Origin of the sequence: Xanthomonas sp. SS, from assembly GCF_014236835.1 — a bacterium.
Lineage (GTDB): Bacteria > Pseudomonadota > Gammaproteobacteria > Xanthomonadales > Xanthomonadaceae > Xanthomonas_A.
The window spans coordinates 3,782,703-3,803,198 of sequence record NZ_CP051190.1 but is presented as its reverse complement, the minus strand read 5'-3'; the positions used below and the strand labels follow the sequence as shown (position 1 = coordinate 3,803,198).

At 67.2% G+C, this 20,496-nt stretch carries 16 protein-coding genes and 6 tRNA genes; 15 read left to right on the top strand and 7 right to left on the bottom strand.

All coding sequences use genetic code 11. From position 1 onward, the window contains the following. Window positions 1-9: 9 nt before the first annotated feature. From ppx to HEP74_RS15810, 5 genes are all read right to left on the bottom strand, one after another. Window positions 10-1,533 carry an exopolyphosphatase gene (ppx, locus tag HEP74_RS15830; RefSeq protein WP_185813690.1) on the bottom strand — a complete coding sequence of 508 codons (1,524 nt, stop codon included), beginning with the start codon at window positions 1,531-1,533 and terminating at the stop codon, window positions 10-12. A gap of 59 nt (window positions 1,534-1,592) precedes the next feature. Continuing rightward, window positions 1,593-3,689: a polyphosphate kinase 1 gene (gene ppk1 / locus HEP74_RS15825; protein WP_185813689.1), complete on the bottom strand. Its 2,097-nt coding sequence runs from the start codon at window positions 3,687-3,689 to the stop codon at window positions 1,593-1,595. Between the two features lie 11 nt (window positions 3,690-3,700). Next, entirely contained in the window at window positions 3,701-5,026 is a 1,326-nt protein-coding gene (gene phoR, locus HEP74_RS15820) for a phosphate regulon sensor histidine kinase PhoR (RefSeq protein WP_185813688.1), read from the bottom strand. A gap of 68 nt (window positions 5,027-5,094) precedes the next feature. Further along, on the bottom strand, window positions 5,095-5,784 hold the full coding sequence (gene phoB, locus HEP74_RS15815; protein ID WP_003468516.1) for a phosphate regulon transcriptional regulator PhoB: 690 nt from the start codon (window positions 5,782-5,784) through the stop codon (window positions 5,095-5,097). 82 nt (window positions 5,785-5,866) lie between these two features. Next, the gene (locus HEP74_RS15810; protein WP_185813687.1) at window positions 5,867-7,510 is read right to left on the bottom strand and encodes a M48 family metalloprotease; all 1,644 of its coding nucleotides are present in this window, start codon (window positions 7,508-7,510) and stop codon (window positions 5,867-5,869) included. Between the two features lie 155 nt (window positions 7,511-7,665). On the opposite strand from HEP74_RS15810, the gene grxC reads away from it, so the two are divergent. The 3 genes from grxC to HEP74_RS15795 all read left to right on the top strand — a co-directional run bounded on the left by grxC (window position 7,666) and on the right by HEP74_RS15795 (window position 9,570). Then, window positions 7,666-7,977 (top strand): glutaredoxin 3, encoded by a 312-nt coding sequence (gene grxC / locus HEP74_RS15805; RefSeq protein WP_179570627.1) that lies wholly within the window; start codon window positions 7,666-7,668, stop codon window positions 7,975-7,977. After that, complete coding sequence (locus HEP74_RS15800; RefSeq protein WP_185813686.1) at window positions 7,974-8,387, top strand: carboxymuconolactone decarboxylase family protein; 414 nt, start codon at window positions 7,974-7,976, stop codon at window positions 8,385-8,387. Before grxC ends, HEP74_RS15800 begins: the two co-directional genes overlap by 4 nt. Before the next feature lie 175 nt (window positions 8,388-8,562). Then, on the top strand, window positions 8,563-9,570 hold the full coding sequence (locus HEP74_RS15795; RefSeq protein ID WP_185813685.1) for an isocitrate dehydrogenase: 1,008 nt from the start codon (window positions 8,563-8,565) through the stop codon (window positions 9,568-9,570). Between the two features lie 151 nt (window positions 9,571-9,721). Here the strand turns inward: HEP74_RS15795 and HEP74_RS15790 are convergent, their stop codons facing one another. Next, window positions 9,722-10,498 carry a Bax inhibitor-1/YccA family protein gene (locus HEP74_RS15790; RefSeq protein WP_185813684.1) on the bottom strand — a complete coding sequence of 259 codons (777 nt, stop codon included), beginning with the start codon at window positions 10,496-10,498 and terminating at the stop codon, window positions 9,722-9,724. A gap of 153 nt (window positions 10,499-10,651) precedes the next feature. Between HEP74_RS15790 and HEP74_RS15785 the strand changes: the two genes are divergently transcribed. From HEP74_RS15785 to HEP74_RS15770, 4 genes are all read left to right on the top strand, one after another. Beyond that, window positions 10,652-10,728 (top strand) — tRNA-Pro (locus HEP74_RS15785). Between the two features lie 45 nt (window positions 10,729-10,773). Next, window positions 10,774-10,850 (top strand) — tRNA-Arg (locus tag HEP74_RS15780). A gap of 36 nt (window positions 10,851-10,886) precedes the next feature. After that, a tRNA-His gene (locus HEP74_RS15775) sits at window positions 10,887-10,963 on the top strand. A 76-nt stretch (window positions 10,964-11,039) separates the two neighbouring features. Beyond that, window positions 11,040-11,115 (top strand) — tRNA-Lys (locus tag HEP74_RS15770). 99 nt (window positions 11,116-11,214) lie between these two features. Here HEP74_RS15770 and HEP74_RS15765 read toward each other — a convergent pair. Next, the gene (locus HEP74_RS15765; protein WP_185813683.1) at window positions 11,215-12,579 is read right to left on the bottom strand and encodes a S41 family peptidase; all 1,365 of its coding nucleotides are present in this window, start codon (window positions 12,577-12,579) and stop codon (window positions 11,215-11,217) included. A gap of 47 nt (window positions 12,580-12,626) precedes the next feature. Between HEP74_RS15765 and HEP74_RS15760 the strand changes: the two genes are divergently transcribed. The 8 genes from HEP74_RS15760 (at window position 12,627) to HEP74_RS15725 (ending at window position 20,494) form a co-directional block, all read left to right on the top strand. After that, window positions 12,627-13,232 (top strand): winged helix-turn-helix domain-containing protein, encoded by a 606-nt coding sequence (locus tag HEP74_RS15760; RefSeq protein WP_185813682.1) that lies wholly within the window; start codon window positions 12,627-12,629, stop codon window positions 13,230-13,232. 264 nt (window positions 13,233-13,496) lie between these two features. Then, a tRNA-Leu gene (locus HEP74_RS15755) sits at window positions 13,497-13,581 on the top strand. A 201-nt stretch (window positions 13,582-13,782) separates the two neighbouring features. Continuing rightward, complete coding sequence (gene tig, locus HEP74_RS15750) at window positions 13,783-15,078, top strand: trigger factor (RefSeq protein WP_185813681.1); 1,296 nt, start codon at window positions 13,783-13,785, stop codon at window positions 15,076-15,078. A 136-nt stretch (window positions 15,079-15,214) separates the two neighbouring features. After that, window positions 15,215-15,841, top strand: a complete 627-nt coding sequence (gene clpP / locus HEP74_RS15745) for an ATP-dependent Clp endopeptidase proteolytic subunit ClpP (RefSeq protein WP_185813680.1) — start codon at window positions 15,215-15,217, stop codon at window positions 15,839-15,841. A gap of 128 nt (window positions 15,842-15,969) precedes the next feature. After that, on the top strand, window positions 15,970-17,256 hold the full coding sequence (gene clpX / locus HEP74_RS15740; RefSeq protein ID WP_003468538.1) for an ATP-dependent Clp protease ATP-binding subunit ClpX: 1,287 nt from the start codon (window positions 15,970-15,972) through the stop codon (window positions 17,254-17,256). Between the two features lie 176 nt (window positions 17,257-17,432). Further along, window positions 17,433-19,907, top strand: a complete 2,475-nt coding sequence (gene lon, locus HEP74_RS15735) for an endopeptidase La (protein ID WP_185813679.1) — start codon at window positions 17,433-17,435, stop codon at window positions 19,905-19,907. 228 nt (window positions 19,908-20,135) lie between these two features. Next, on the top strand, window positions 20,136-20,408 hold the full coding sequence (locus tag HEP74_RS15730) for an HU family DNA-binding protein (protein WP_009607753.1): 273 nt from the start codon (window positions 20,136-20,138) through the stop codon (window positions 20,406-20,408). Window positions 20,409-20,419: 11 nt separating this feature from the next. Further along, window positions 20,420-20,494, top strand: a tRNA-Val gene (locus tag HEP74_RS15725). Window positions 20,495-20,496: the final 2 nt, after the last annotated feature.

Sequence of the window (20,496 nt, the reverse complement as noted above, 5' to 3'; positions counted from 1 at the left end):
TCCCGGCTGTCAGGCCACAAACGGCCGGAAATTGATCCCCAACCCCGCCATGCCCTCGACCTCGCCGATCAGGTCGGCGCGCTGCAGCGGCCGCGATTCGATCCACGGCTGCGACAGGATCAGGTGCAGGTCGTCGCCATTGGCCTTCAGGTCCAGCGACGGGATCGGCTCGGATTCGTGCGCGCGGTGCAGCAGCACCGCCAGCCGCAGCAGTGCGGCCTTGCGCTTGGCGCTGAGCAGCAGGCGGTCGGGCAGGGCGTCGAACGCGGTCTTGGGCACGTTGCGGCGATGGGTGCGCACCAGCGTCGCCAGGACCTGCTGCTCCTGCCGCGAGAAGCCGGCGATGTCGGAGTGCTCGAGCACGTAGGCGCCGTGCACGTGGTACTGGCTGTGCGCGATGGCCTGGCCGAGCTCGTGCAGGCGCGCGGCCCAGCCGAGCATGCGTTCGTCGTCGGCATCCAGCGCCCAATCGCCGGCGACCTGCGCGAACAGCGCCATCGCGGTGGCTTCCACGCGCGCGGCCTGCGCCTCGTCGATGCCGTAGCGCTGGGTGAGCGCGGCGATCGCGGTTTCGCGCGGATCGTTCTCGCCGCCGCGGCCGAGCATGTCGTACAGGATGCCTTCGCGCATGGCCGCCTTGCTCACCATCAGGCGCTGCAGGCCCAGGGCCTGGAACGCGGCCTCCAGCACCAGCACGCCGCCGGCGATGATCGGCCGGCGGTCGGCGGACAGGCCGGGCAGGTCGATGTCCTCGATGCGCTTGGCCAGCAACAGGCGTTCGCGCAGCTGCGGCAGCGCCTCGGCGGTGATCGCGCCCTTGGTCAGCTTCATCGCCGCGCAGATCTCGCCGATCGCCTTGTGCGTGCCCGACGAACCCAGCGCCTCGTCCCAGCCCAGCGTGCGGTACAGCCCGGCGAACTGCTGGAACTCGGCGCCGATCTCGGTCAGCGCGTCCTTCCATTTCTTCTTCGACAGCTTGCCGCCGGGGAAGAAGCGCCGCGTGCTGGCGATGCAGCCGGCCTGCAGGCTTTCGCGTTCCAGGGTCTGGAAACCGCGGCCGATGATGAATTCGGTGGAGCCGCCGCCGATGTCGATCACCAGCCGGCGCTGGTCCGGCTTGGGCGGTTGCGCATGCGCCACGCCCAGGTAGATCAGGCGCGCTTCCTCGCGGCCGCTGACCACTTCGATCGGATGGCCGAGCGCGGTCTCGCCGGGGATCAGGAACGCCTGCGGCGAGCGCAGCTGGCGCACGGTGTTGGTGGCCAGCGCGCGCACGTGCAGCGACGGCACGTCGCGGATGCGCTGGCCGAAGCGCGCCAGGCACTCCAGCGCGCGCTGCCGCGCTTCGGCCGACAGCCCGCCCTTGTTGTCCAGGCCGTCGGCCATGCGCACGGTCTCGCGCAGGCGGTCCACCACCCGCAGCTGCCCGAGCTGATACCGCGCCACGACCATGTGGAAACTGTTGGAACCCAGGTCGATGGCGGCCAGCAGGTCGCCATCGCGCAACGGCGTGTACGGGGAGATGGAAGGCATGGGCGGAATGGTAGCCGATGCACGGCGGGTGCCGTCCATCGGCGCGCAGGTGGCGTGGCTCAGAGTCCGTCGAGCAGGGTCAGCTGCGCCGAATGCGGCGGCTGGTCCTGGCCCGGCGCCAGCTTGCGGTAGGCGCCGCTGGCGTCCAGTTCCCACGCATTGAGATTGTCGGCCAGATAGTTCTGCAACACCTCGCGATGGATGCGCTTGACCAGATCCGGATCCAGGATCGGGAAGCAGGTCTCCACGCGCCGCAGCAGGTTGCGCTCCAGCCAGTCGGCGCTGGCGCAGAACAGTTCCGGCGCGCCGTCGTTGCCGAACCAGTAGATGCGGCTGTGCTCGAGGAAGCGGCCGACGATCGAACGCACCCGGATGTTGTCCGACACGCCCGGCACGCCCGGGCGCAGCGTGCAGGCGCCGCGCACGATCAGGTCGATCTTCACACCGGCCTGCGAGGCCGCGTACAGCGCGCGGATCACCTGCGGCTCGTTGAGCGCGTTCATCTTGGCGATGATGCGGCCCGGGCGCCCGGCCAGGGCCAGCTTGGTCTCGCGCTCGATCCGGTGCAGCACGCCCGGGTGCAGGGTGAACGGCGATTGCAGCAGGCGCTTGAGGCGGATCTTCGGCGCCAGCCCGGACAACTGCTGGAACAGCAGATGCACGTCGTTGCAGATGTCCGCATCGGCGGTGATCAGGCTCAGGTCGGTGTAGGCGCGCGCGGTGCCGCTGTGGTAGTTGCCGGTGCCCAGGTGCACGTAGCGGCGCAGCTTGCGTCCTTCGCGGCGCACGATCAGCAGCATCTTGGCGTGGGTCTTGTAGCCGACCACGCCGTACACCACCTGCACGCCGGCTTCCTGCAGGCGATCGGCCAGGCCCAGGTTGGCTTCCTCGTCGAAGCGCGCGCGCAGCTCGACCACCACGGTCACGTCCTTGCCGTTGCGCGCGGCCAGCACCAGCGCATCGACGATGCCCGAGTCCTTGCCGGTGCGGTACAGGGTCTGCTTGATCGCCAGCACCTGCGGGTCGACCGCGGCCTGCTTGATCAGGTCCAGCACCGCGGTGAACGCGTCGAACGGGTGGTGCAGCAGCACGTCGTCGGCGGCGACGATGGCGAAGATGCCGTCGCTGTCGCGCAGCGTGCGCGGATTCATCGGCGAATACTTCAGCTCCGGGCGTTGTACCAGGTCGTAGACCTGATTGACCCGGCTCAGATTGACCGGGCCGTTGATGCGGTACACCGCGTTTTCCGGCAACTCGAAGTTCTGCAGCAGGGTGCGCACGATCGGCTTCGGGCAGTCCTCGGCGATCTCCAGGCGCACCGCCGGCCGGTAGCCGCGGTTGACCAGTTCGTCGCGCAGCGCCAGTGCCAGGTTCTCCACTTCCTCCTCGTCCACCACCAGCTCGGAATTGCGGGTCACGCGGAACTGGTAGGAGCCCATCACCTCCATGCCCGGGAACAGTTCGTCGACGAAGGTGGACAGCACCGAGGACAGGAACACGAAACTCTGCCCGCCCTCGGACAGGCTTTCCGGCAGCTGGATGATGCGCGGCAGCGAGCGCGGCGCGCGCACGATCGCCAGGTGGCCGACGCGGCCGAACGCGTCGGTGCCCTTCAGCACCACCACGATGTTCAGCGACTTGTTGAGGATCTTCGGGAACGGATGCGCCGGGTCCAGGCCCAGCGGCGACAGCACCGGCATGATCTCGTTGCGGAAATAGGCGCGCAGCCAGCGCTTCTGCCGCGCGTTCCAGCTGTTGCGGCCGAGCACGCCGATGCCGGCGTCCTTCAGGGCCGGCCGCAGCACTTCGTTCCAGCAGCGGTACTGGTGGTCGACCAGCTGCGCGGCGCGGTCGTGGATGGTGTTGAGCACCGCGCTCGAGCTGAGCCCGTCCGGCGCCGGCGGCAAGCCGAATTCCAGTGCGTGGCGCACGGTGGCGGCACGGATCTCGAAAAACTCGTCGAGGTTGGTGCAGGAGATGCACAGGAAGCGCAGTCGCTCCAGCAGCGGCACGCTCGGATCCTGCGCCTGCGCCAGCACGCGGAAATTGAAATCCAGTTGCGACAGTTCGCGGTTGAGATACAGCGACGGGTCGCGCAGCGGGTCGCTGGGAACCTCCGGTGCTGGCGTGGGCGGCAAAGCGGCGGCGCGTGGCATGGCGTTACTCGTTAGGCGGAGGTCAGGGTGGCACGGTCGTGCCGCGGATGCACGCGTCCGGCGCCGAAGTGACAGGAAAACGTACTGCCCTTGCCGACTTCGCTTTCGATGTCCAGCCGCGCCTGGTGCAGGCCCAGCACATGCTTGACGATCGACAGCCCCAGCCCGGTGCCGCCGCTTTCGCGCGAACGGCTGCTGGATACGCGGTAGAAGCGCTCGGTGATGCGCGGCAGGTGGTGCGACGGGATGCCGTAGCCGCTGTCGCGCACCGACAGCACCGCGCCGTCGCCTTCGCGGGCGAAGGTGATGCTGACCGCGCCGCCGGCAGGGGTGTAGCGCACCGCGTTGGTGACCAGGTTGGAGAACGCGCTGTGCAATTCCTTGTTGGAGCCGACCAGGTCCAGATCGGCCTCGTCGTGCACCTCGATGCGGTGCCGGCCCTGGCTATGCGCTTCGGCCTCGCGGCGCAGCGTGGCCAGCATCGGCGCCATCGCGATGCTCTCTTCGTTGGCGTGTTCCTGCGATTCCAGCCGAGACAGGGTCAGCAGGTCTTCGACCAGCTGGGTCATGCGCTGCGACTGCTTGCGCATCTCGGCGATCATCGGCCCGGAATCGGGGAAATCCTCCGGATCGAGCATGTCCAGGTAACCGTGCACCACGGTCAGCGGCGTGCGCAGTTCGTGCGAGACGTTGGCGACGAAATCGCGGCGCACCTGCTCCAGCTGCAATAGCTTGCTGACGTCGCGCGCGACCAGCAGCCAGTAGTCGTCGGAGTAGGGGATCAGGCGCAGGTTCAGGCGCAGCCGATCGTCCAGCGGCGAGGGCGTGTCCAGCATCGGTTCGGCGTTGCGGCCGCCGGCCAGCCAGTGCGCCAGCGGCATCGGCTGCAGGCGTTCCACCACCGGCACGTTGAGGTCGCCGGGATGGCGCAGGCCGAGCAGGGTGCCGGCGGCTTCGTTGAACCACTGGATGCGCTGGCTGTTGCGGTCCACCACCACCACCGCGTCGGGCAGCGCCGCGGCGGCGGCGCGGTAGGCGCGCAGCATGTCCAGCAGGCGCCGCTTGCGCGTGCGCATTTCCGCCTGGCTGCGGTACAGCAGCCGGTCCAGCTCGTTCCACACGCCGGTGCCGGCCGGCGGTTCCCAGCGCTGGCGCGCGGTCAGCCGGCCCAGCACGCGGCGCAGGCGCCAGTAGTGCCAGCCCATCACCGCCAGCGAAGTCAGGGTCAGCGCCATCCACACGTGACCGCCGACCCAGCCGGCCAGCACCGCCAGCAACAGCAGTGCGGCGAGGGTGCCGAGGGTCTTGAGCCAGGCGTAACGCATGTGGCGGGGCATCGGGAGCGCGCTCTGTCGCGATGGATCGTAATTTGTCGTCCGCCGGTTATAGCAGGCGACGGCGACAGTCAGATGGACGAGGAGAAGCGGTAGCCGGAGCCGCGCACCGTCTGCACCATGTTCTCCACCGCGAACGGCTCCAGGGTCTTGCGCAGCCGGCGGATGTGCACATCGATGGTGCGCTCCTCGACGTAGACGCTGCCGCCCCACACGTGGTCGAGCAGTTGCGCGCGGCTGTAGACGCGCTCGGGATGGGTCATGAAGAAGTGCAGCAGGCGGTATTCGGTGGGGCCGATCGGCACCGGCGCGTCGCCGGCGAACACGCGGTGCGCGGCGCCATCGATGCGCAGGCTGCCGACCGAGACGCTGCCGTCTTCGTCGTCGTCGCGGGTACGCCGCATCACCGCGCGGATCCGCGCCAGCAGCTCGCGGGCGGAGAACGGCTTGACCACGTAGTCGTCGACGCCGGCTTCCAGGCCGCCGACGCGGTCGTTTTCCTCGCCGCGCGCGGTGAGCATGATGATCGGCACCTCGCGGGTCATCGCATCCTTGCGCCAGCGCCGGGCCAGTTCCAGGCCGCTGGTGCCGGGCAGCATCCAGTCCAGCAGGATCAGGTCGGGGACGCGGTCGGCGATGGAGGTCTGCGCTTCCCGCGCGTCGCCGGCATGGACCGGTTCGAAGTCGCCCTTGCGCAGGGCGAACGCCACCATGTCGCGGATGGCGGGTTCGTCGTCGACGATCAGGATGCGTTTCTGCACGACGGCACCGTGGGGCTGGGAGGAGAGGTCGCCAGTAGACTACGGTTTTATTACTATTCGATGACCGCCGCCACAGTGCGTTTCAGCGCTGTTTCACATCCGGATCCTGTACGCCCTGGCGGCGCAACTCCAGCACCGTGGGCGTGATCGCGGCAATCCGCGCATCGATGCGCGCGCGCGCCACGTAATCGAGGTCGTCGCGCTTCTTCAGATTGTTCAACTGGATCAGCGCCTGCTCGGGGCGTCCGTTCAGGTAGGCGGCCTCGGCATAGGCTTCGCCGGCGCGGTTGCCGTCGCCGGCGAGCTCGCAGGCGCGGGCGAAGGTGCGCTGGAACACCGGATCGTCGGCGGCCGCGCTCAGCAGCGGGCGCAACACCGCCTGCGCGCGCTGTCCGGCGGCACGGCCGCCTTGCTCGTTCAGCGCCGTGGCATAGGTCAGCGCCACCGCGCGGTTGCTCGGCAGGCGCTTGAGCAGGGCGTCGAAGCGCGGGTTGGCCTGCTGGCTGTGGCCGTTGCGCGACTCGGCCTCGGCCACCGCCAGGCTCAGCCACCAGCTGTCCGGATGTGCCTTCAGCAGGTCTTCCAGGGTCTGCATGCCGTCCTGCGGGCTGCCGCCGCCGCGCAGCCGGGCCAGCGCCAGGCCGTAGCGCTGGGCGTCGCTGAGGCCCTGCTTGCTGCCCTGGCGCAGGCCTTCGTACTCGCGGACCGCATCGGCGGGGGTGTTGGCGCTGAGCACGCGCAGGCGCTCGCGGGCCCACTCGAACTGGCCGCTGGCGCCGCGCGAATAGGTCTCGAACGGCAGTTGCAGGCGCCCGGGCAGCAACGGATTGCTGGGCGCGCCCAGCGGCTGGCTCAGCGACACGTCGTTGGGATCGACCCGCTCCCGCAAGGTGCCGCCGGGCACGCTGGTGGTCACGGTCACCGTGTTCTTCTTCATCTGTTCGGCGCGCTGCCGCGCCTCGCTGATGCGGGTGGTGGTGACCGGGTGGGTCATCAGGTAGTCGGGGGTGCTGTAGCCGCCCTGATTGCCGCGCATCGCCAGCGACATGCGCTCGAAGAAGCCGGCCATCGCGTCCACGTCGTAGCCGCTGCGCGCCAAGGTGCGGATGCCCAGGCGGTCGGCCTCCGATTCGTTGGAGCGGGTGTAGTCGATCTGGCGCTGCTGCATCAGTCCCAGGCCGCTGGCGATCGCCGCCTGGGTGGCGTCGCCGCTGGAGCGGCCGCCGGCCTGCTGCGCGGCGACTACCGCGGCGAGCATGCCGAGCAGGATCGGCACCTGGTCGCGCTGCGCCCGCTCCACCCCGCGCAGCACGTGCTGCTGGGTGATGTGCGCGATCTCGTGCGACAGCACCGCGGCGACCTCGTCCTCGCGCTCGGCGGTCAGCACCAGCCCGGCGTTGACCGCCACATAGCCGCCCAGCGTGGCGAAGGCGTTGATCTGGCGGTCGCGCAGCATGAAGAACGTGTACTTCTGCTGCGGCTGGTCGCTGTTGGCGCCGAGCCGGGTGCCCATGGTCTGCAGCCAGTCGTCGATCAGCGGATCTTCGAGCACGTAGTCGTAGTTGCGCAGCTCGGCCAGCATCATCTTGCCGTACTCGGCCTGGCGCGCCGGGGTCAGCAGCTCGCCGGCCGAGGAGCCGATGTCCGGCAGCTTGTTCTCCTGCGCCGGCGCGATGGCGGCGGCGGTAGCCAGGGTGATCGCGAAGGCAAGCGGCAGCGGGCGCAAGTGAGGCTCCAGGGCAGGGCGGGGTGCCGCGGCGGCGGCGGGTGAATCCAGGGTGGTTGAACCTGTGTGATCTGCAGTGTTGCGGCAGCGGACTCGAAAATCCACCAGGCCGCTACCATAGTGGCTTGGACCCCATTTCTCGCCCGGAGTTTCCCGTGGACACCCAAGCTACCGATGACGGCCAGGCCGGCGGCCCGCCGATCACCCTGTATTCCACCGCGATCTGCCCGTACTGCGTGGCGGCCAAGAACTTCCTGAAGAGCAAGGGCCGCAGCTGGACCGAGGTGCGCATCGACCTGGACCCGGCCGAGCGCGAGAAGATGGTGGCCCTGGCGCGCCGTACCAGCGTGCCGCAGATCTTCGTCGGCGACACCCATGTCGGCGGCTACGACGACATGATGGCGCTGCACCGCGCCGGCAAGCTGCAGCCGCTGCTCGATGGCCAGGCGCCCGAGGCGCAGGCATGAGCGCAGCGCAGGCGGGCGGCGAGGGTGGCGACGGCCAGGATCGGCTGCGCGAGTTCACCGAATTCCGCCAGCGCATGAACCAGCGCATCCTGGCCGAGCCGAACCAGGTGGTGCGCCGCTTCTTCGCGCTCGACACCCAGACCTACCAGGCCGGCACGCTGGACGTGAAGACCAAGGAACTGCTCGGCCTGGTCGCCTCGCTGGTGCTGCGCTGCGACGACTGCATCAGCTACCACGTGGCCCAGTGCAAGGAGGCCGGCGTGCAGCGCGACGAGTTCTTCGAGACCTTCTCGGTGGGGCTGGTGGTCGGCGGCTCGATCGTGATTCCGCACCTGCGCCGGGCGGTGGATTTCCTCGACAAGCTCGAGGAAGGCGCCGCCGCTGCGCCGGCGGAACACGCGCACGGCTGAGTAGCGCCGGATCGGCCTGGCATGCGCCGCCTGCGGGCGGCGCGCTGCGTTTTGCGCCTGCCTGGTTTTGGGGACCTTCACCGGCTTCGGGCATAATTACTGGTGAAACCTCCTTGCGCCTGCAGCCCGGGCTTCCGGTCGGCGCGTTCCCCCTCTGTACGGAAACCCCAATCCTATGACGCAGACAATCACGGTCATTCGTGGCGATGGCATCGGCCCCGAGATCATGGACGCCACGCTGTTCGTGCTCGACGCGCTGAACGCCGGCCTCACCTACGAATACGCCGACGCCGGCCTGGTCGCCCTGGAGAAGCACGGCGATCTGCTGCCGGCCGCCACCCTGGACTCGATCCGCAAGAACAGGATCGCGCTGAAGAGCCCGCTGACCACGCCGGTCGGCGAAGGCTTCAGCTCGATCAACGTGGCCATGCGCCGCCAGTTCGACCTGTACGCCAACGTGCGTCCGGCCAAGTCGTTCCCGAACACCAAGTCGCGCTTCGGCGCCGGCGTGGACCTGATTACCGTGCGCGAGAACACCGAAGGCGCCTACCTGAGCGAAGGCCAGGAAGTGTCGGCCGACGGCGAGACCGCGGTGTCGATGGCCAAGGTGACCCGCAAGGGCTCCGAGCGCATCGTCCGCTACGCCTTCGACCTGGCGCGGGCGACCGGCCGCAAGAAGGTCACCGCGGTGCACAAGGCCAACATCATCAAGTCCACCTCCGGCCTGTTCCTGAAGGTGGCGCGCGAAGTGGCCGCGAACTACCCGGAGATCGAGTTCCAGGAAATGATCGTGGACAACGCCTGCATGCAGCTGGTGATGCGTCCGGAGCAGTTCGACATCATCGTCACCACCAACCTGTTCGGCGACATCCTGTCGGACCTGTGCGCCGGCCTGGTCGGCGGCCTGGGTCTGGCGCCGGGCGCCAATATCGGCGTCGACGCGGCGATCTTCGAGGCCGTGCACGGCTCGGCCCCGGACATCGCCGGGCAGGGCAAGGCCAACCCGTGCGCGCTGCTGCTGGGCGCGGCGCAGCTGCTGGACCACGTCGGCCAGCCGCAGAACGCCGAGCGCCTGCGCAGCGCCATCGTCGCCACGCTGGAAGCCAAGGACGGGCTGACCCCGGACCTGGGCGGCAGCGGCAACACCATGGGCTTCGCCAAGGCCATCGCCAGCCGCCTCTGAGCGCGCCGGAAGATCGCAAAAAAGAAAAGGGCGCCGCGCGGCGCCCTTTTCTTTTGCTCGGAAGTTTGTCTGAAGCCACTTCCGCTCATCGATCACAGGGGAGCCGCTCTTGCGAATCCCCAATCCCGATTCCCGACTCCCGACTCCCGGCTTAATTGCGCGACTGCAACTTCGACAGCAACCGCAGGAACTCGATGTACAGCCACACCAGGGTGACCATCAGCCCGAACGCGCCATACCACTCCATGTACTTCGGTGCGCCCTGTTCCACGCCGGTTTCGATGAAGTCGAAATCCAGTACCAGGTTCAGCGCCGCCACCACCACCACGAACAGGCTGAACAGGATGCCGACCGTGCCGGAAGCGTGGATGTAGGGAATCTGGATGTTGAACAGGCCGAGCACGATGGTCGCCAGGTACACCAGCGCAATGCCGCCGGTGGCCGCCACCACGCCCAGCTTGAAGTTCTCGGTGGCCTTGATCAGCCCGCTGCGGTAGGCGAACAGCAGCGCGAACAGGGTGCCGAAGGTCAGCAGCACCGCCTGCAGCACGATGCCGTTGAAGCGGTGTTCGTACAGCGCCGAGATCGAGCCGAGGAAGAAGCCTTCCACCAGCGCATACAGCGGCGCGGTGATCGGTGCCCAGGTCTTCTTGAAGGTGGTGATCATGGCCAGGATGAAGCCGCCGATGGCGCCGCCCAGCACGTAACCGATGATGCCCGGCGCGATCACTTCGTTGCCGGCGCCATCGACCGAGATCGACTGGCTCCAGGCGAACACGGCGGTCAGCACGGTCAGCAGCAGCAAGGCGCCGGTCTTGTGGATGGTGCCGTTCAGCGTCATCGCCTCGCCGTCGCGCGAAACCACCGCGCCGCTGCCGAGGTCGAGGAAGGTGGATTCCTTCAAGGCGGGGTTGCCGCTGCGGATCATGCTGTTTCTCCCTGTAAAAAAGACGATTGGCCCGTATCGGCCGCAAGTGGCGAGGATAGCGCAGGCGGCGCGAATGCGATGTGCCGTTGACACCGGGCCGCGAGGTTCCCACAATAGCCGACCTTTCCGGCCTCGGCCGCGAGGGTGTTCCGCCGGGGTATAGCGCAGTCTGGTAGCGCGCCTGCTTTGGGAGCAGGATGTCGGGGGTTCGAATCCCTCTACCCCGACCAATCCGATGTCCAAACGGCGGAGAGGAATGCGACAATCCGGCCTGGGCGCCCGTAGCTCAACCGGATAGAGCACCGGCCTTCTAAGCCGGCGGTTACAGGTTCGATTCCTGTCGGGCGCGCCACACCGGCGCCGGACAGGGTGTTGCAAGAGTTCAATGGTGGCTGTAGCTCAGCTGGTTAGAGTACTGGATTGTGATTCCAGATGTCGGGGGTTCGAGTCCCCTCAGCCACCCCATTGATCGCGTGACCCGCTGCTTCGCGGGGTGTTGCAACGAAGCAAAAAAGCGCATAAGATGCGCGACTCAGTTTCAGGGCCGTTAGCTCAGTTGGTAGAGCAGTTGACTCTTAATCAATAGGTCCAAGGTTCGAATCCTTGACGGCCCACCAAATCAAGCAGCCACTTAGCGCAAGCCAAGTGGCTGTTTTTTTATGCGCCGGGCGTGCGCAAGTGCATGCCGGCCATGGTGTCGCTTCCGCGCGACGCGGTCAGCGTTTCGCCGCCGCGATCGCCAGCGCAGCGTCCACCATCGCGTCGGGATGCAACGGATCGTCGTCGATGCCGATGTCCGGCGTCAGCCACAGTGGCGTCGCTGCGTCCGACGGCCGCACCAGCAGCAGCCGCGGCGCCCACAGCACCAGTCCCGTCTGCGGCAGCGCGATCTTCTGCACGCCGCCGGTCTGCGTGCTCCTGACGCTGGCGCCTTCGCCCAGCAGCGTTCCGAAGCCGAAGTCCTGCATCGTGTCGGCGAACAGCACCGCCGAGGAATAGGTGCCGCGGCCGATCAGCACGTAGACCTTGCCGTCGAAGTGCAGCGGATCGTCGGTGCGCGGAGCGCTCCAGGTGTCCACGGTTCCGCTCAGCACCTGGCCCTGCCGTTCGTGTTTCGCAGGGTCGTCGCGGAGCACTTTCTTGGTGTAGCGCGACGCCCATCGATAGGGTCGGTCGGCGATGTAGGGCAGCAGCCCTTGCAGCCACATCGCATCGTTGCCGCCGCCGTTCTGCCGCACGTCGATGATCAGCGTGCGCGTGCCGCTTGCCTGCATCTGCTGGAACGCGCGGCGGGTGAACTCCTCGAATGGCGCCTGCTCAGGCCACGAAAAGGTCCGAATGGTCATGACCGCGGCGGCGCCCGGGCGCAGTTCGAAGGCGAATTGCCTGTCGAAATCGTCCTCGCCGACCAGGATCGAAGGGTGTGCGCGACTTGCGGGCCTGCGCAGCCGCGCCTGCGCAGGCCCGGCGAGCGTCAGTTCGAACGACGCGGGCGCGCCGTACACTTTCCAGTAGAAGAACCACCAGCGCCGCGACAGCAGGTCGGCGCGGAAACGCGCGCTGTCGCCGTGCACATGCGCGAGCAGTGCGCGCGCGACGTCGCCTGCGGGAACGCCATTGATGGTCTCGACCGAGCTGCCGGAAAGCGCCGTCGCAGCGCCGCCCAGCTCGGAGAGGATTCGTACCCGCGCTTGCGCATCGACCGTAATTTCGAAGGGAAACAGGGCGCCTCCGTCGCGCAGATGCTGTTCCGTCTCTGCGCGCCAGTCGGCGTAGCCGACGAAGAAGTGGCCGTCCGCAAGCAGCGGATTGAGCGTGGAGAAGTCCCGCCAGGCCGCATCGCGGTCCAGCCCGGTCGAGGCCCGCTGCCGCAAGGCGTCAATGGCAAGCTGGAGCTGTGCCGGATCGACCGAATGCGACGGATGCGGATGGGTCGCGGCGATTCCCGCTTGCAGAGCGTCGATGTCGGCACGCAGTTGCTGGGGACTGTAGCGTTCGGCCGCCTGGCCGGGCGCTACGCCCAGGATTGGCGTGGCGGCGAGGAGGAACAGGAATGCTCGGAGCAGTTGCGGGCTTCGCATCAGGGTGTCTCTGGAAGAGTGTTGAAAAAATACCATATAATTTCAAAATGACGAAAAAAGCCCAGCACCCGTTCGACACCGCCGCGATCCGCGATCCGGCGCATATCCGTCTCCTGGCCTCGCCGGTACGGCAGGAACTGGTCGATACGCTGGCGTCGCTGGGTGGAGAGGCCAGCGTCGCGGAGCTGTCGGAACAGTTGGGCCGGCCGGCGGACGGGCTCTACTACCATCTGCAACTGCTCGCCGAGAGCGAACTGGTGCGCGAAGGGGCGGGCGTGGCGGGAGAACGGGTGTTCCGGCTCGCGGGCAGCGCCGGCGTCCCGCTGCGCCTGTCCTACGACTTGGCCAACGCGGAGGCGGTCGCGGCCCTGGCCGCCTATGCCAAGGGCCTGGCGCAGGTCGCCGAGCGTGACTTCCAGGCGGCCCTGAAGCAGTCCGGTGTCGAGGTCGACGGCCCTGGCCGGCAACTGTGGGCGGCGCGCAACAAGGGCTGGCTCAACCAGGCGGAACTGGCCGAGGCCAATGCGCTGCTGGAGCGGCTGTGCGAGCTGCTGAGCCGCCCGCGCGATCCGTCGCGTGATCGGCCGATGTCGCTGGCCTTCGTGCTGGCGCCGGCTGCGGTGCGCGGGCGGCGCCGGGTGCCCAAGGGCTGAGGGCAAGGCTGCCTGGCACCTTGCCATCGGCGGGATCGCGGAAACGGCATGTGTGCTCCGCGCCGCCATTCCGACGCTCGATCTTCGCAGCGAGGCGGCCTAATGCATTGATTGCAAAGCCCTGCGGCACTGCATCCCAATCGACGGGGTGCGCCTCGCATCCCCGGCTGCCGGCCGGGCCGGGCGCCATCCATTGCGTCGGGCGCCTTTTTCTTTGCCGGCAGGCCTGCAACAATGCACAGGCGCGCGCTCAGGCGCCGCAGCGCGAAAGTGGCGGAATTGGTAGACGCCCTGGTTTTAGGTACCAGTGCCGCAAGGCGTAGGGGTTCGAGTCCCCTCTTTCGCACCATCCCGGTGCCGCTTGCGCGGCCCGCCGCACCCCGTGCCCCCGTCCGCACCCCCGCCGCGCCAGCGCCGGCCGACCGGGTGCGCTGGCAGGCACCGCGGGAATAGGCGAAACTATCCGGCTGCGGCGGCCGTCCCGTGCCCGCGTCAACCCGTCTTTCTACATCGTGCCGAGAGCCGTGGGCTCCCGGTGGCAGGAGTCCACATGCAAGCTTCGATCGAAACCACCGGTACCTTGGAACGGCGTCTGACCTTCACCCTGCCGGAGGAGCGCCTGGAGACCCATATCGGCGGCCGCCTGCGCGAAGTCGCGCGCACCGCGCGGATCAAGGGCTTCCGTCCCGGCAAGATCCCGCCGAAGGTGATCGAGCAGCGCTTCGGGCCGCAGATCCGCGCCGAGGCGCTGGACGGCCTGCTGCGCGAGACCTTCGACTCGGCGGTGCGCGAGCACGAGCTGCGCCTGGCCGGCAATCCGCGCATCGACCGCGCCGGCGACAACGAACTGCAGTTCGTGGCCACCTTCGAAGTGGTGCCCGACTTCGGCGACATCGATGTGGCCAAGCTGGAAGTGATCCGCCACACCGCCGAAGTCACCGACGCCGACATCGAGCAGATGATCGAGAACCTGCGCCTGCAGCGCCGCACCTGGGAGCCCGCCGGGCGTCCGGCGCAGGACGGCGACCTGGTGACCCTGGAAACCTGGTCGCAGGCCGGCGACGAGCGCCTGCCCGCCGAGGGCGTGGAGAAGGGCAGCAGCGTGATCGGCTCGGGCGTCATGTTCCCGGCGATCGAGCAGGGCCTGGTCGGCCTGTCCAAGGACGAGGAAAAGACCCTGACGGTCGATTTCCCGGCCGACTGGCGCGTGCCGCAGTTCGCCGGCAAGCAGGTCCAGGTGCACGTCAAGGCGGTCGAAGTCGCCGCGCCGGTGCTGCCGGAGGTGGACAAGGAGTTCATCAAGAGCTTCGGCGTGAAGAGCGGCGATGCCGAGCAGTTCCGCAAGGACATCCGCATCAACCTGGAGCGCGAGCTCAAGGGCGCGCTGATGAACCGGCTGCGCCGCGAGGTCGGCGAGCAGCTGATCGCCGCTTACGCGTCGGTGGAAATGCCGCCGCGGCTGGTCGAGAACGAAGCGCGTTCGATGCTGGCGCAGCAGGTGGAGCAGATGCGCCGCTCCGGCCGCGATCCGGGCCAGGTGCCGGACGACGCGCACCAGGGTTTCGTCGACGCGGCGCGCAAGCGCGTGCTGGTCGGCCTGCTGGTCGGCGAGGTCGCCCGCCGCAACGAGCTGCGCCTGGACCCCAAGCGGGTCTCGGAAACCCTGCGCCTGATCGCCTCGACCTACGAAGAGCCGGAACAGGTCATTGAGATGTACCGCAACGATCCCCAATTGATGGGTGGACTGCAGAGCCGTGTGATGGAAGAGCAGGTGATCGACTGGATCGCCGAGCGCGCCAAGCACACCGAGCAGGCGATGACGTTCCAGGAAGCGATCCGCCAGTAAGGCGACGCTTCGCGGCGGCCCGCATGTTGCATGCGGGTTGGAGACGCAATCCAAGCCCTCGCAGCCGTGGGGGCGCGACAAGATGCGAAGCCCTGCACATCCCCGTGCAGGGACGACACAGAGCAGGAGTTCCCGCGTGGACAATGTGACCAAGGCCTTGAATCTGGTTCCGATGGTGGTCGAGCAGACCAGCCGCGGCGAGCGTGCCTACGACATCTATTCGCGCCTGCTGAAGGAGCGGCTGATCTTCCTGGTCGGCCCGATCGACGACCACATGGCCAACGTGATCGTGGCGCAGATGCTGTTCCTGGAAGCGGACAACCCGGAAAAGGACATCAACATCTACATCAACTCGCCGGGTGGCGTGGTCACCGCCGGCATGGCGATCTACGACACCATGCAGTACATCAAGCCGGACGTGAGCACCATCTGCATCGGCCAGGCCGCCTCGATGGGCGCGCTGCTGCTGGCCTCGGGCGCGGCCGGCAAGCGTTACGCGCTGCCGAATTCGCGGGTGATGATCCACCAGCCGCTGGGCGGCTTCCAGGGCCAGGCCACCGACATCGACATCCACGCGCGCGAGATCCTGACGCTGCGTTCGCGGCTGAACGAAATCCTGGCCAAGCACACCGGCCAGTCGCTGGAAACCATCGCCCGCGATACCGAGCGCGACAACTTCAAGAGCGCCGCCGACGCGCAGGCTTACGGGTTGGTCGACCAGGTGCTGGAGCGCCGTCCGGAAGAGTCGATCCAGCCGGCATAAGGCTTGCATGTACTGCAAAACGCAGCGTATTCCGCAGGGCCGGGGCCGGGCTAGCGTCCTCCCGGCCCTGTGTTATTCTCGAAATCGAACCCCCGTTCATCGGGTGGGGTAACTGGGTAAGCGAAGCAATGAGCGAAGACCGGCAAGGCCGTTCCGGCGACAGCAACAAGATTCTGTACTGCTCGTTCTGCGGCAAGAGTCAACACGAGGTCCGTAAGCTGATCGCCGGGCCGAGCGTGTTCATCTGCGACGAATGCGTCGAGCTGTGCAACGACATCATCCGCGAGGAGCTCGAGGAGAAGGCGCAGTCCGCACGCAGCAGCCTGCCCAAGCCCAAGGAAATCCTCGAGGTGCTGGACCAGTACGTGATCGGGCAGCTGCGCGCCAAGCGCACGCTCGCCGTGGCCGTGTACAACCACTACAAGCGCATCGAGAGCCGGCAGAAGAACGACGAAGTCGAGCTGGCCAAGTCCAACATCTTGCTGGTCGGTCCGACCGGTTCGGGCAAGACGCTGCTGGCCGAAACGCTGGCGCGCCTGCTCAACGTGCCGTTCACGATCGCCGATGCGACCACGTTGACCGAGGCCGGCTATGTCGGCGAGGACGTGGAAAACATCATCCAGAAGCTGCTGCAGAAGTGCGACTACGACGTCGACAAGGCGCAGCAGGGCATCGTCTACATCGACGAAATCGACAAGATCTCGCGCAAGAGCGAGAACCCGTCGATCACCCGCGACGTGTCCGGCGAAGGCGTGCAGCAGGCGCTGCTGAAGCTGATCGAAGGCACCGTGGCGTCGGTGCCGCCGCAGGGCGGGCGCAAGCATCCGCAGCAGGAATTCCTGCAGGTGGACACCAAGAACATCCTGTTCATCTGCGGCGGCGCGTTCGCCGGCCTGGACAAGGTGATCCAGCAGCGCTCCAACGACGTCGGCGGCATCGGCTTCGGCGCCAAGGTGAAGAGTTCCGAGCGCAAGCGCGAAGTCGGCAAGATCCTGGCGGAAGTGGAGCCGGAAGATCTGATCAAGTTCGGCCTGATTCCCGAGTTCGTCGGCCGCCTGCCGGTGGTCGCCACGCTCGAGGAACTGGACGAGCCGGCGCTGATCCGGATCCTGACCGAGCCGAAGAACGCGATCACCAAGCAGTTCAAGAAGCTGTTCGAGATGGAAGGCGTGGAGCTGGAATTCCGGCCCGACGCGTTGCTGGCCATCGCCAAGAAGGCGCTCAAGCGCAAGACCGGCGCACGCGGCCTGCGCACCATCGTCGAGTCGGTGCTGCTGGACACGATGTACGAACTGCCGTCGCAGGAAAACGTCAGCAAGGTGGTGGTGGACGAGTCGGTGATCGAGCACAAGTCCGAGCCGTACCTGATCTACCAGACCCCGCCGCCGGCGCCGAAGGTGGCCTCGGCCGAGTGAGTGCCGGGTGAAGCCGCGGCGCTGCCATGCCGCGGCCTTCGCCATTGGCTAAGCGCTTGAAAAAAAAGGGGCTTTTTCGCTGCCCTTGCATCGCCCAGCCGATGGCCCCATAACGGGGCCATCGGCATTTTTATGCCCGCCTTTTCCGCATTCCCGCACCCCACATCGGAACCCTCATGGCCCAGTCCAAATCCGAAGTCCTCGACCTGCCGGTCCTGCCGTTGCGCGACGTCGTGGTCTTCCCGCACATGGTCATCCCGCTGTTCGTCGGCCGCGACAAATCGATGCGCGCGCTCGAGCACGCGATGGAGGCCGACAAGCGCATTCTGCTGGTCGCGCAGAAATCCGCCGAGACCGACGATCCGGTGGCGGCCGACCTGTACAACGTCGGCACCCTGGCGCAGGTGCTGCAATTGCTGAAGCTGCCCGACGGCACCATCAAGGTGCTGGTCGAGGGGCTGTCGCGGGTCAGCGTCGACAAGGTGGCCGAACGCGACGGCGCGTTGCAGGGCGAAGGCGTCGAGATCGACGCTGCCGAATCGCGCGAGGAGCGCGAGGTCGAGGCGATCGCGCGTTCGCTGATGTCGCTGTTCGAGCAGTACGTCAAGACCAACCGCAAGCTGCCGCCGGAGCTGCTGCAGACGCTGTCGGGCATCGACGAGCCGGGCCGCCTGGCCGACACCATCGCCGCGCACATCGGCGTGCGTCTGGCCGACAAGCAGCGCCTGCTGGAAACCCTGGAAGTGGGCGAGCGGCTGGAGATGCTGGTCGGCCTGGTCGACGGCGAGATCGACGTGCAGCAGCTGGAGAAGCGCATCCGCGGCCGGGTCAAGTCGCAGATGGAGAAGAGCCAGCGCGAGTACTACCTCAACGAGCAGATGAAGGCGATCCAGAAGGAACTGGGCGACCTGGATGACGCGCCCGGCGAACTGGAAGAACTGGCGCGCAAGATCGCCGAGGCGGGCATGCCCAAGCCGGTGGAAACCAAGGCCAAGGCCGAACTCAACAAGCTCAAGCAGATGTCGCCGATGTCGGCCGAAGCCGCGGTCGTGCGCAACTATCTCGACTGGCTGCTGGGCGTGCCGTGGAAGAAGCGCAGCAAGGTACGCAAGGACCTGAAGGTTGCGCAGGAAACGCTGGACGCCGATCACTACGGCCTGGAGAAGGTCAAGGACCGCATCCTCGAATATCTGGCGGTGCAGTCGCGGGTGAAGCAGATGAAGGGCCCGATCCTGTGCCTGGTCGGCCCGCCCGGCGTCGGCAAGACCTCGCTCGGCCAGTCCATCGCCAAGGCCACCAACCGCAAGTTCGTGCGCATGTCGCTCGGCGGCGTGCGCGACGAGGCGGAGATCCGCGGGCATCGGCGTACCTACGTCGGCTCGATGCCGGGCCGCATCGTGCAGAACCTCAACAAGGTCAGCAGCAAGAACCCGCTGTTCGTGCTCGACGAGATCGACAAGATGTCGATGGACTTCCGCGGCGATCCGTCCTCGGCGCTGCTGGAAGTGCTCGACCCCGAGCAGAACAACGCCTTCAACGACCACTACCTGGAAGTGGACCTGGACCTGTCCGAAGTGATGTTCGTGGCGACCTCCAACTCGCTGAACATCCCCGGCCCGCTGCTCGACCGCATGGAGGTGATCCGCATCCCCGGCTACACCGAGGACGAGAAGCTGGCCATCGCCATGCGCTACCTGGTGCCCAAGCAGCTGAAGGCCAACGGCCTGAAGGGCGACGAGTTGGAGATCGCCGCCGACGCGATCCGCGACATCGTGCGCTACTACACGCGCGAATCCGGCGTGCGTAACCTGGAGCGCGAAGTCGCCAAGATCTGCCGCAAGGTGGTCAAGGAAATCGCGCTGGCCGGTCCGCAGCCGGCAGTGGCCAAGAAGGCGCCGGCGAAGAAGGGCGCGGCGGTGCGCAAGGACAAGGCGCGGGTCAGCGTCGGCTCCAAGAACCTGGACAAGTACCTGGGCGTGCGCCGCTTCGATTTCGGCCGCGCCGAGGAGCAGAACGAAGTCGGCCTGGTCACCGGCCTGGCCTGGACCGAAGTCGGCGGCGATCTGCTGCAGATCGAATCGACCCTGGTCCCGGGCAAGGGCGCGGTGATCCTGACCGGCCAGCTCGGCGACGTGATGAAGGAATCGGCCTCGGCGGCGCTGTCGGTGGTGCGTTCGCGCGCCGAGCGGCTGGGCATCGAGGTCGACTTCCTGCAGAAGCACGACGTGCATTTGCACGTGCCCGATGGCGCCACGCCGAAGGACGGCCCCAGCGCCGGCATCGCGATGGTGACCTCGCTGGTGTCGATGCTGACCAAGGTGCCGGTCAAGGCCGATGTGGCGATGACCGGCGAGATCACCTTGCGCGGCCGCGTCTCGGCGATCGGCGGGCTAAAGGAGAAGCTGCTGGCGGCGCTGCGCGGCGGCATCCACACGGTGATCATCCCGGAGGAAAACCGCAAGGATCTGGCCGACATTCCGGAGAACGTCACCCGCGACCTGAAGATCGTGCCGGTCAAGTGGATCGACGAAGTGCTCGACCTGGCGCTGGAGACGCCGTTGAAGCCGAAGGTTGCGGCCGCCGCCGAGGGCGAACCGGTGCGGCGCAAGCCCAAGCCGAAAGCATCCTCGAACGCCCGCGTCAAGCACTGAAGAGCGCTGAACCGCGCCCGCCCAAGTGGCTCAAACCCGCGCCGTTGCTGGCTTTTCGGCTTGCGCGGGTGGGAGGCCGCTGGTATAAATGCACGACTTGCGAGCACTGCCAACGCGCGTGCTTGGTAGTGAAAACATCAATCGGGGCCTCGTCGCTGACGAGGCAGGCCACGCCGACACCCGATCCTCAATTCCGCGGTTTTCTGCCGCACATGGAGTCATCAAGAAATGAATAAAGCCGAACTGAACGACGCTATCGCCGCCGCTGCGGATATCTCCAAGGCCGAAGCCGGTCGCGCCGTCGACGCCTTCGTGTCCGAAGTCACCAAGGCGCTCAAGAAGGGCGACAGCGTGACCCTCGTTGGCTTCGGCACCTTCCAGGTGCGCGACCGTGCCGAGCGCACCGGCCGCAACCCGAAGACCGGCGACTCGATCAAGATCGCCGCGTCGAAGAATCCGACCTTCAAGGCTGGCAAAGCGCTGAAGGATGCCGTAAACTAATCGACTCGCTAGGGTGCTTAGCTCAGCGGTAGAGCGTCTCCTTTACACGGAGAGGGTCGGGGGTTCGAAACCCTCAGCACCCACCAGA

Bases quoted from the DNA above. Each gene is read 5' to 3' on its own strand.
- HEP74_RS15795 (WP_185813685.1), top strand. From the start codon at position 8,563: ATGACGCAGACAATCACGGTCATTCGTGGCGATGGCATCGGCCCCGAG.
- ppk1 (WP_185813689.1), bottom strand. From the start codon at position 3,689: ATGCCACGCGCCGCCGCTTTGCCGCCCACGCCAGCACCGGAGGTTCCC.
- lon (WP_185813679.1), top strand. From the start codon at position 17,433: ATGGCCCAGTCCAAATCCGAAGTCCTCGACCTGCCGGTCCTGCCGTTG.
- HEP74_RS15800 (WP_185813686.1), top strand. From the start codon at position 7,974: ATGAGCGCAGCGCAGGCGGGCGGCGAGGGTGGCGACGGCCAGGATCGG.
- clpX (WP_003468538.1), top strand. From the start codon at position 15,970: ATGAGCGAAGACCGGCAAGGCCGTTCCGGCGACAGCAACAAGATTCTG.
- HEP74_RS15760 (WP_185813682.1), top strand. From the start codon at position 12,627: ATGACGAAAAAAGCCCAGCACCCGTTCGACACCGCCGCGATCCGCGAT.
- HEP74_RS15730 (WP_009607753.1), top strand. From the start codon at position 20,136: ATGAATAAAGCCGAACTGAACGACGCTATCGCCGCCGCTGCGGATATC.
- HEP74_RS15765 (WP_185813683.1), bottom strand. From the start codon at position 12,579: ATGCGAAGCCCGCAACTGCTCCGAGCATTCCTGTTCCTCCTCGCCGCC.
- phoR (WP_185813688.1), bottom strand. From the start codon at position 5,026: ATGCCCCGCCACATGCGTTACGCCTGGCTCAAGACCCTCGGCACCCTC.
- tig (WP_185813681.1), top strand. From the start codon at position 13,783: ATGCAAGCTTCGATCGAAACCACCGGTACCTTGGAACGGCGTCTGACC.
- ppx (WP_185813690.1), bottom strand. From the start codon at position 1,533: ATGCCTTCCATCTCCCCGTACACGCCGTTGCGCGATGGCGACCTGCTG.
- HEP74_RS15790 (WP_185813684.1), bottom strand. From the start codon at position 10,498: ATGATCCGCAGCGGCAACCCCGCCTTGAAGGAATCCACCTTCCTCGAC.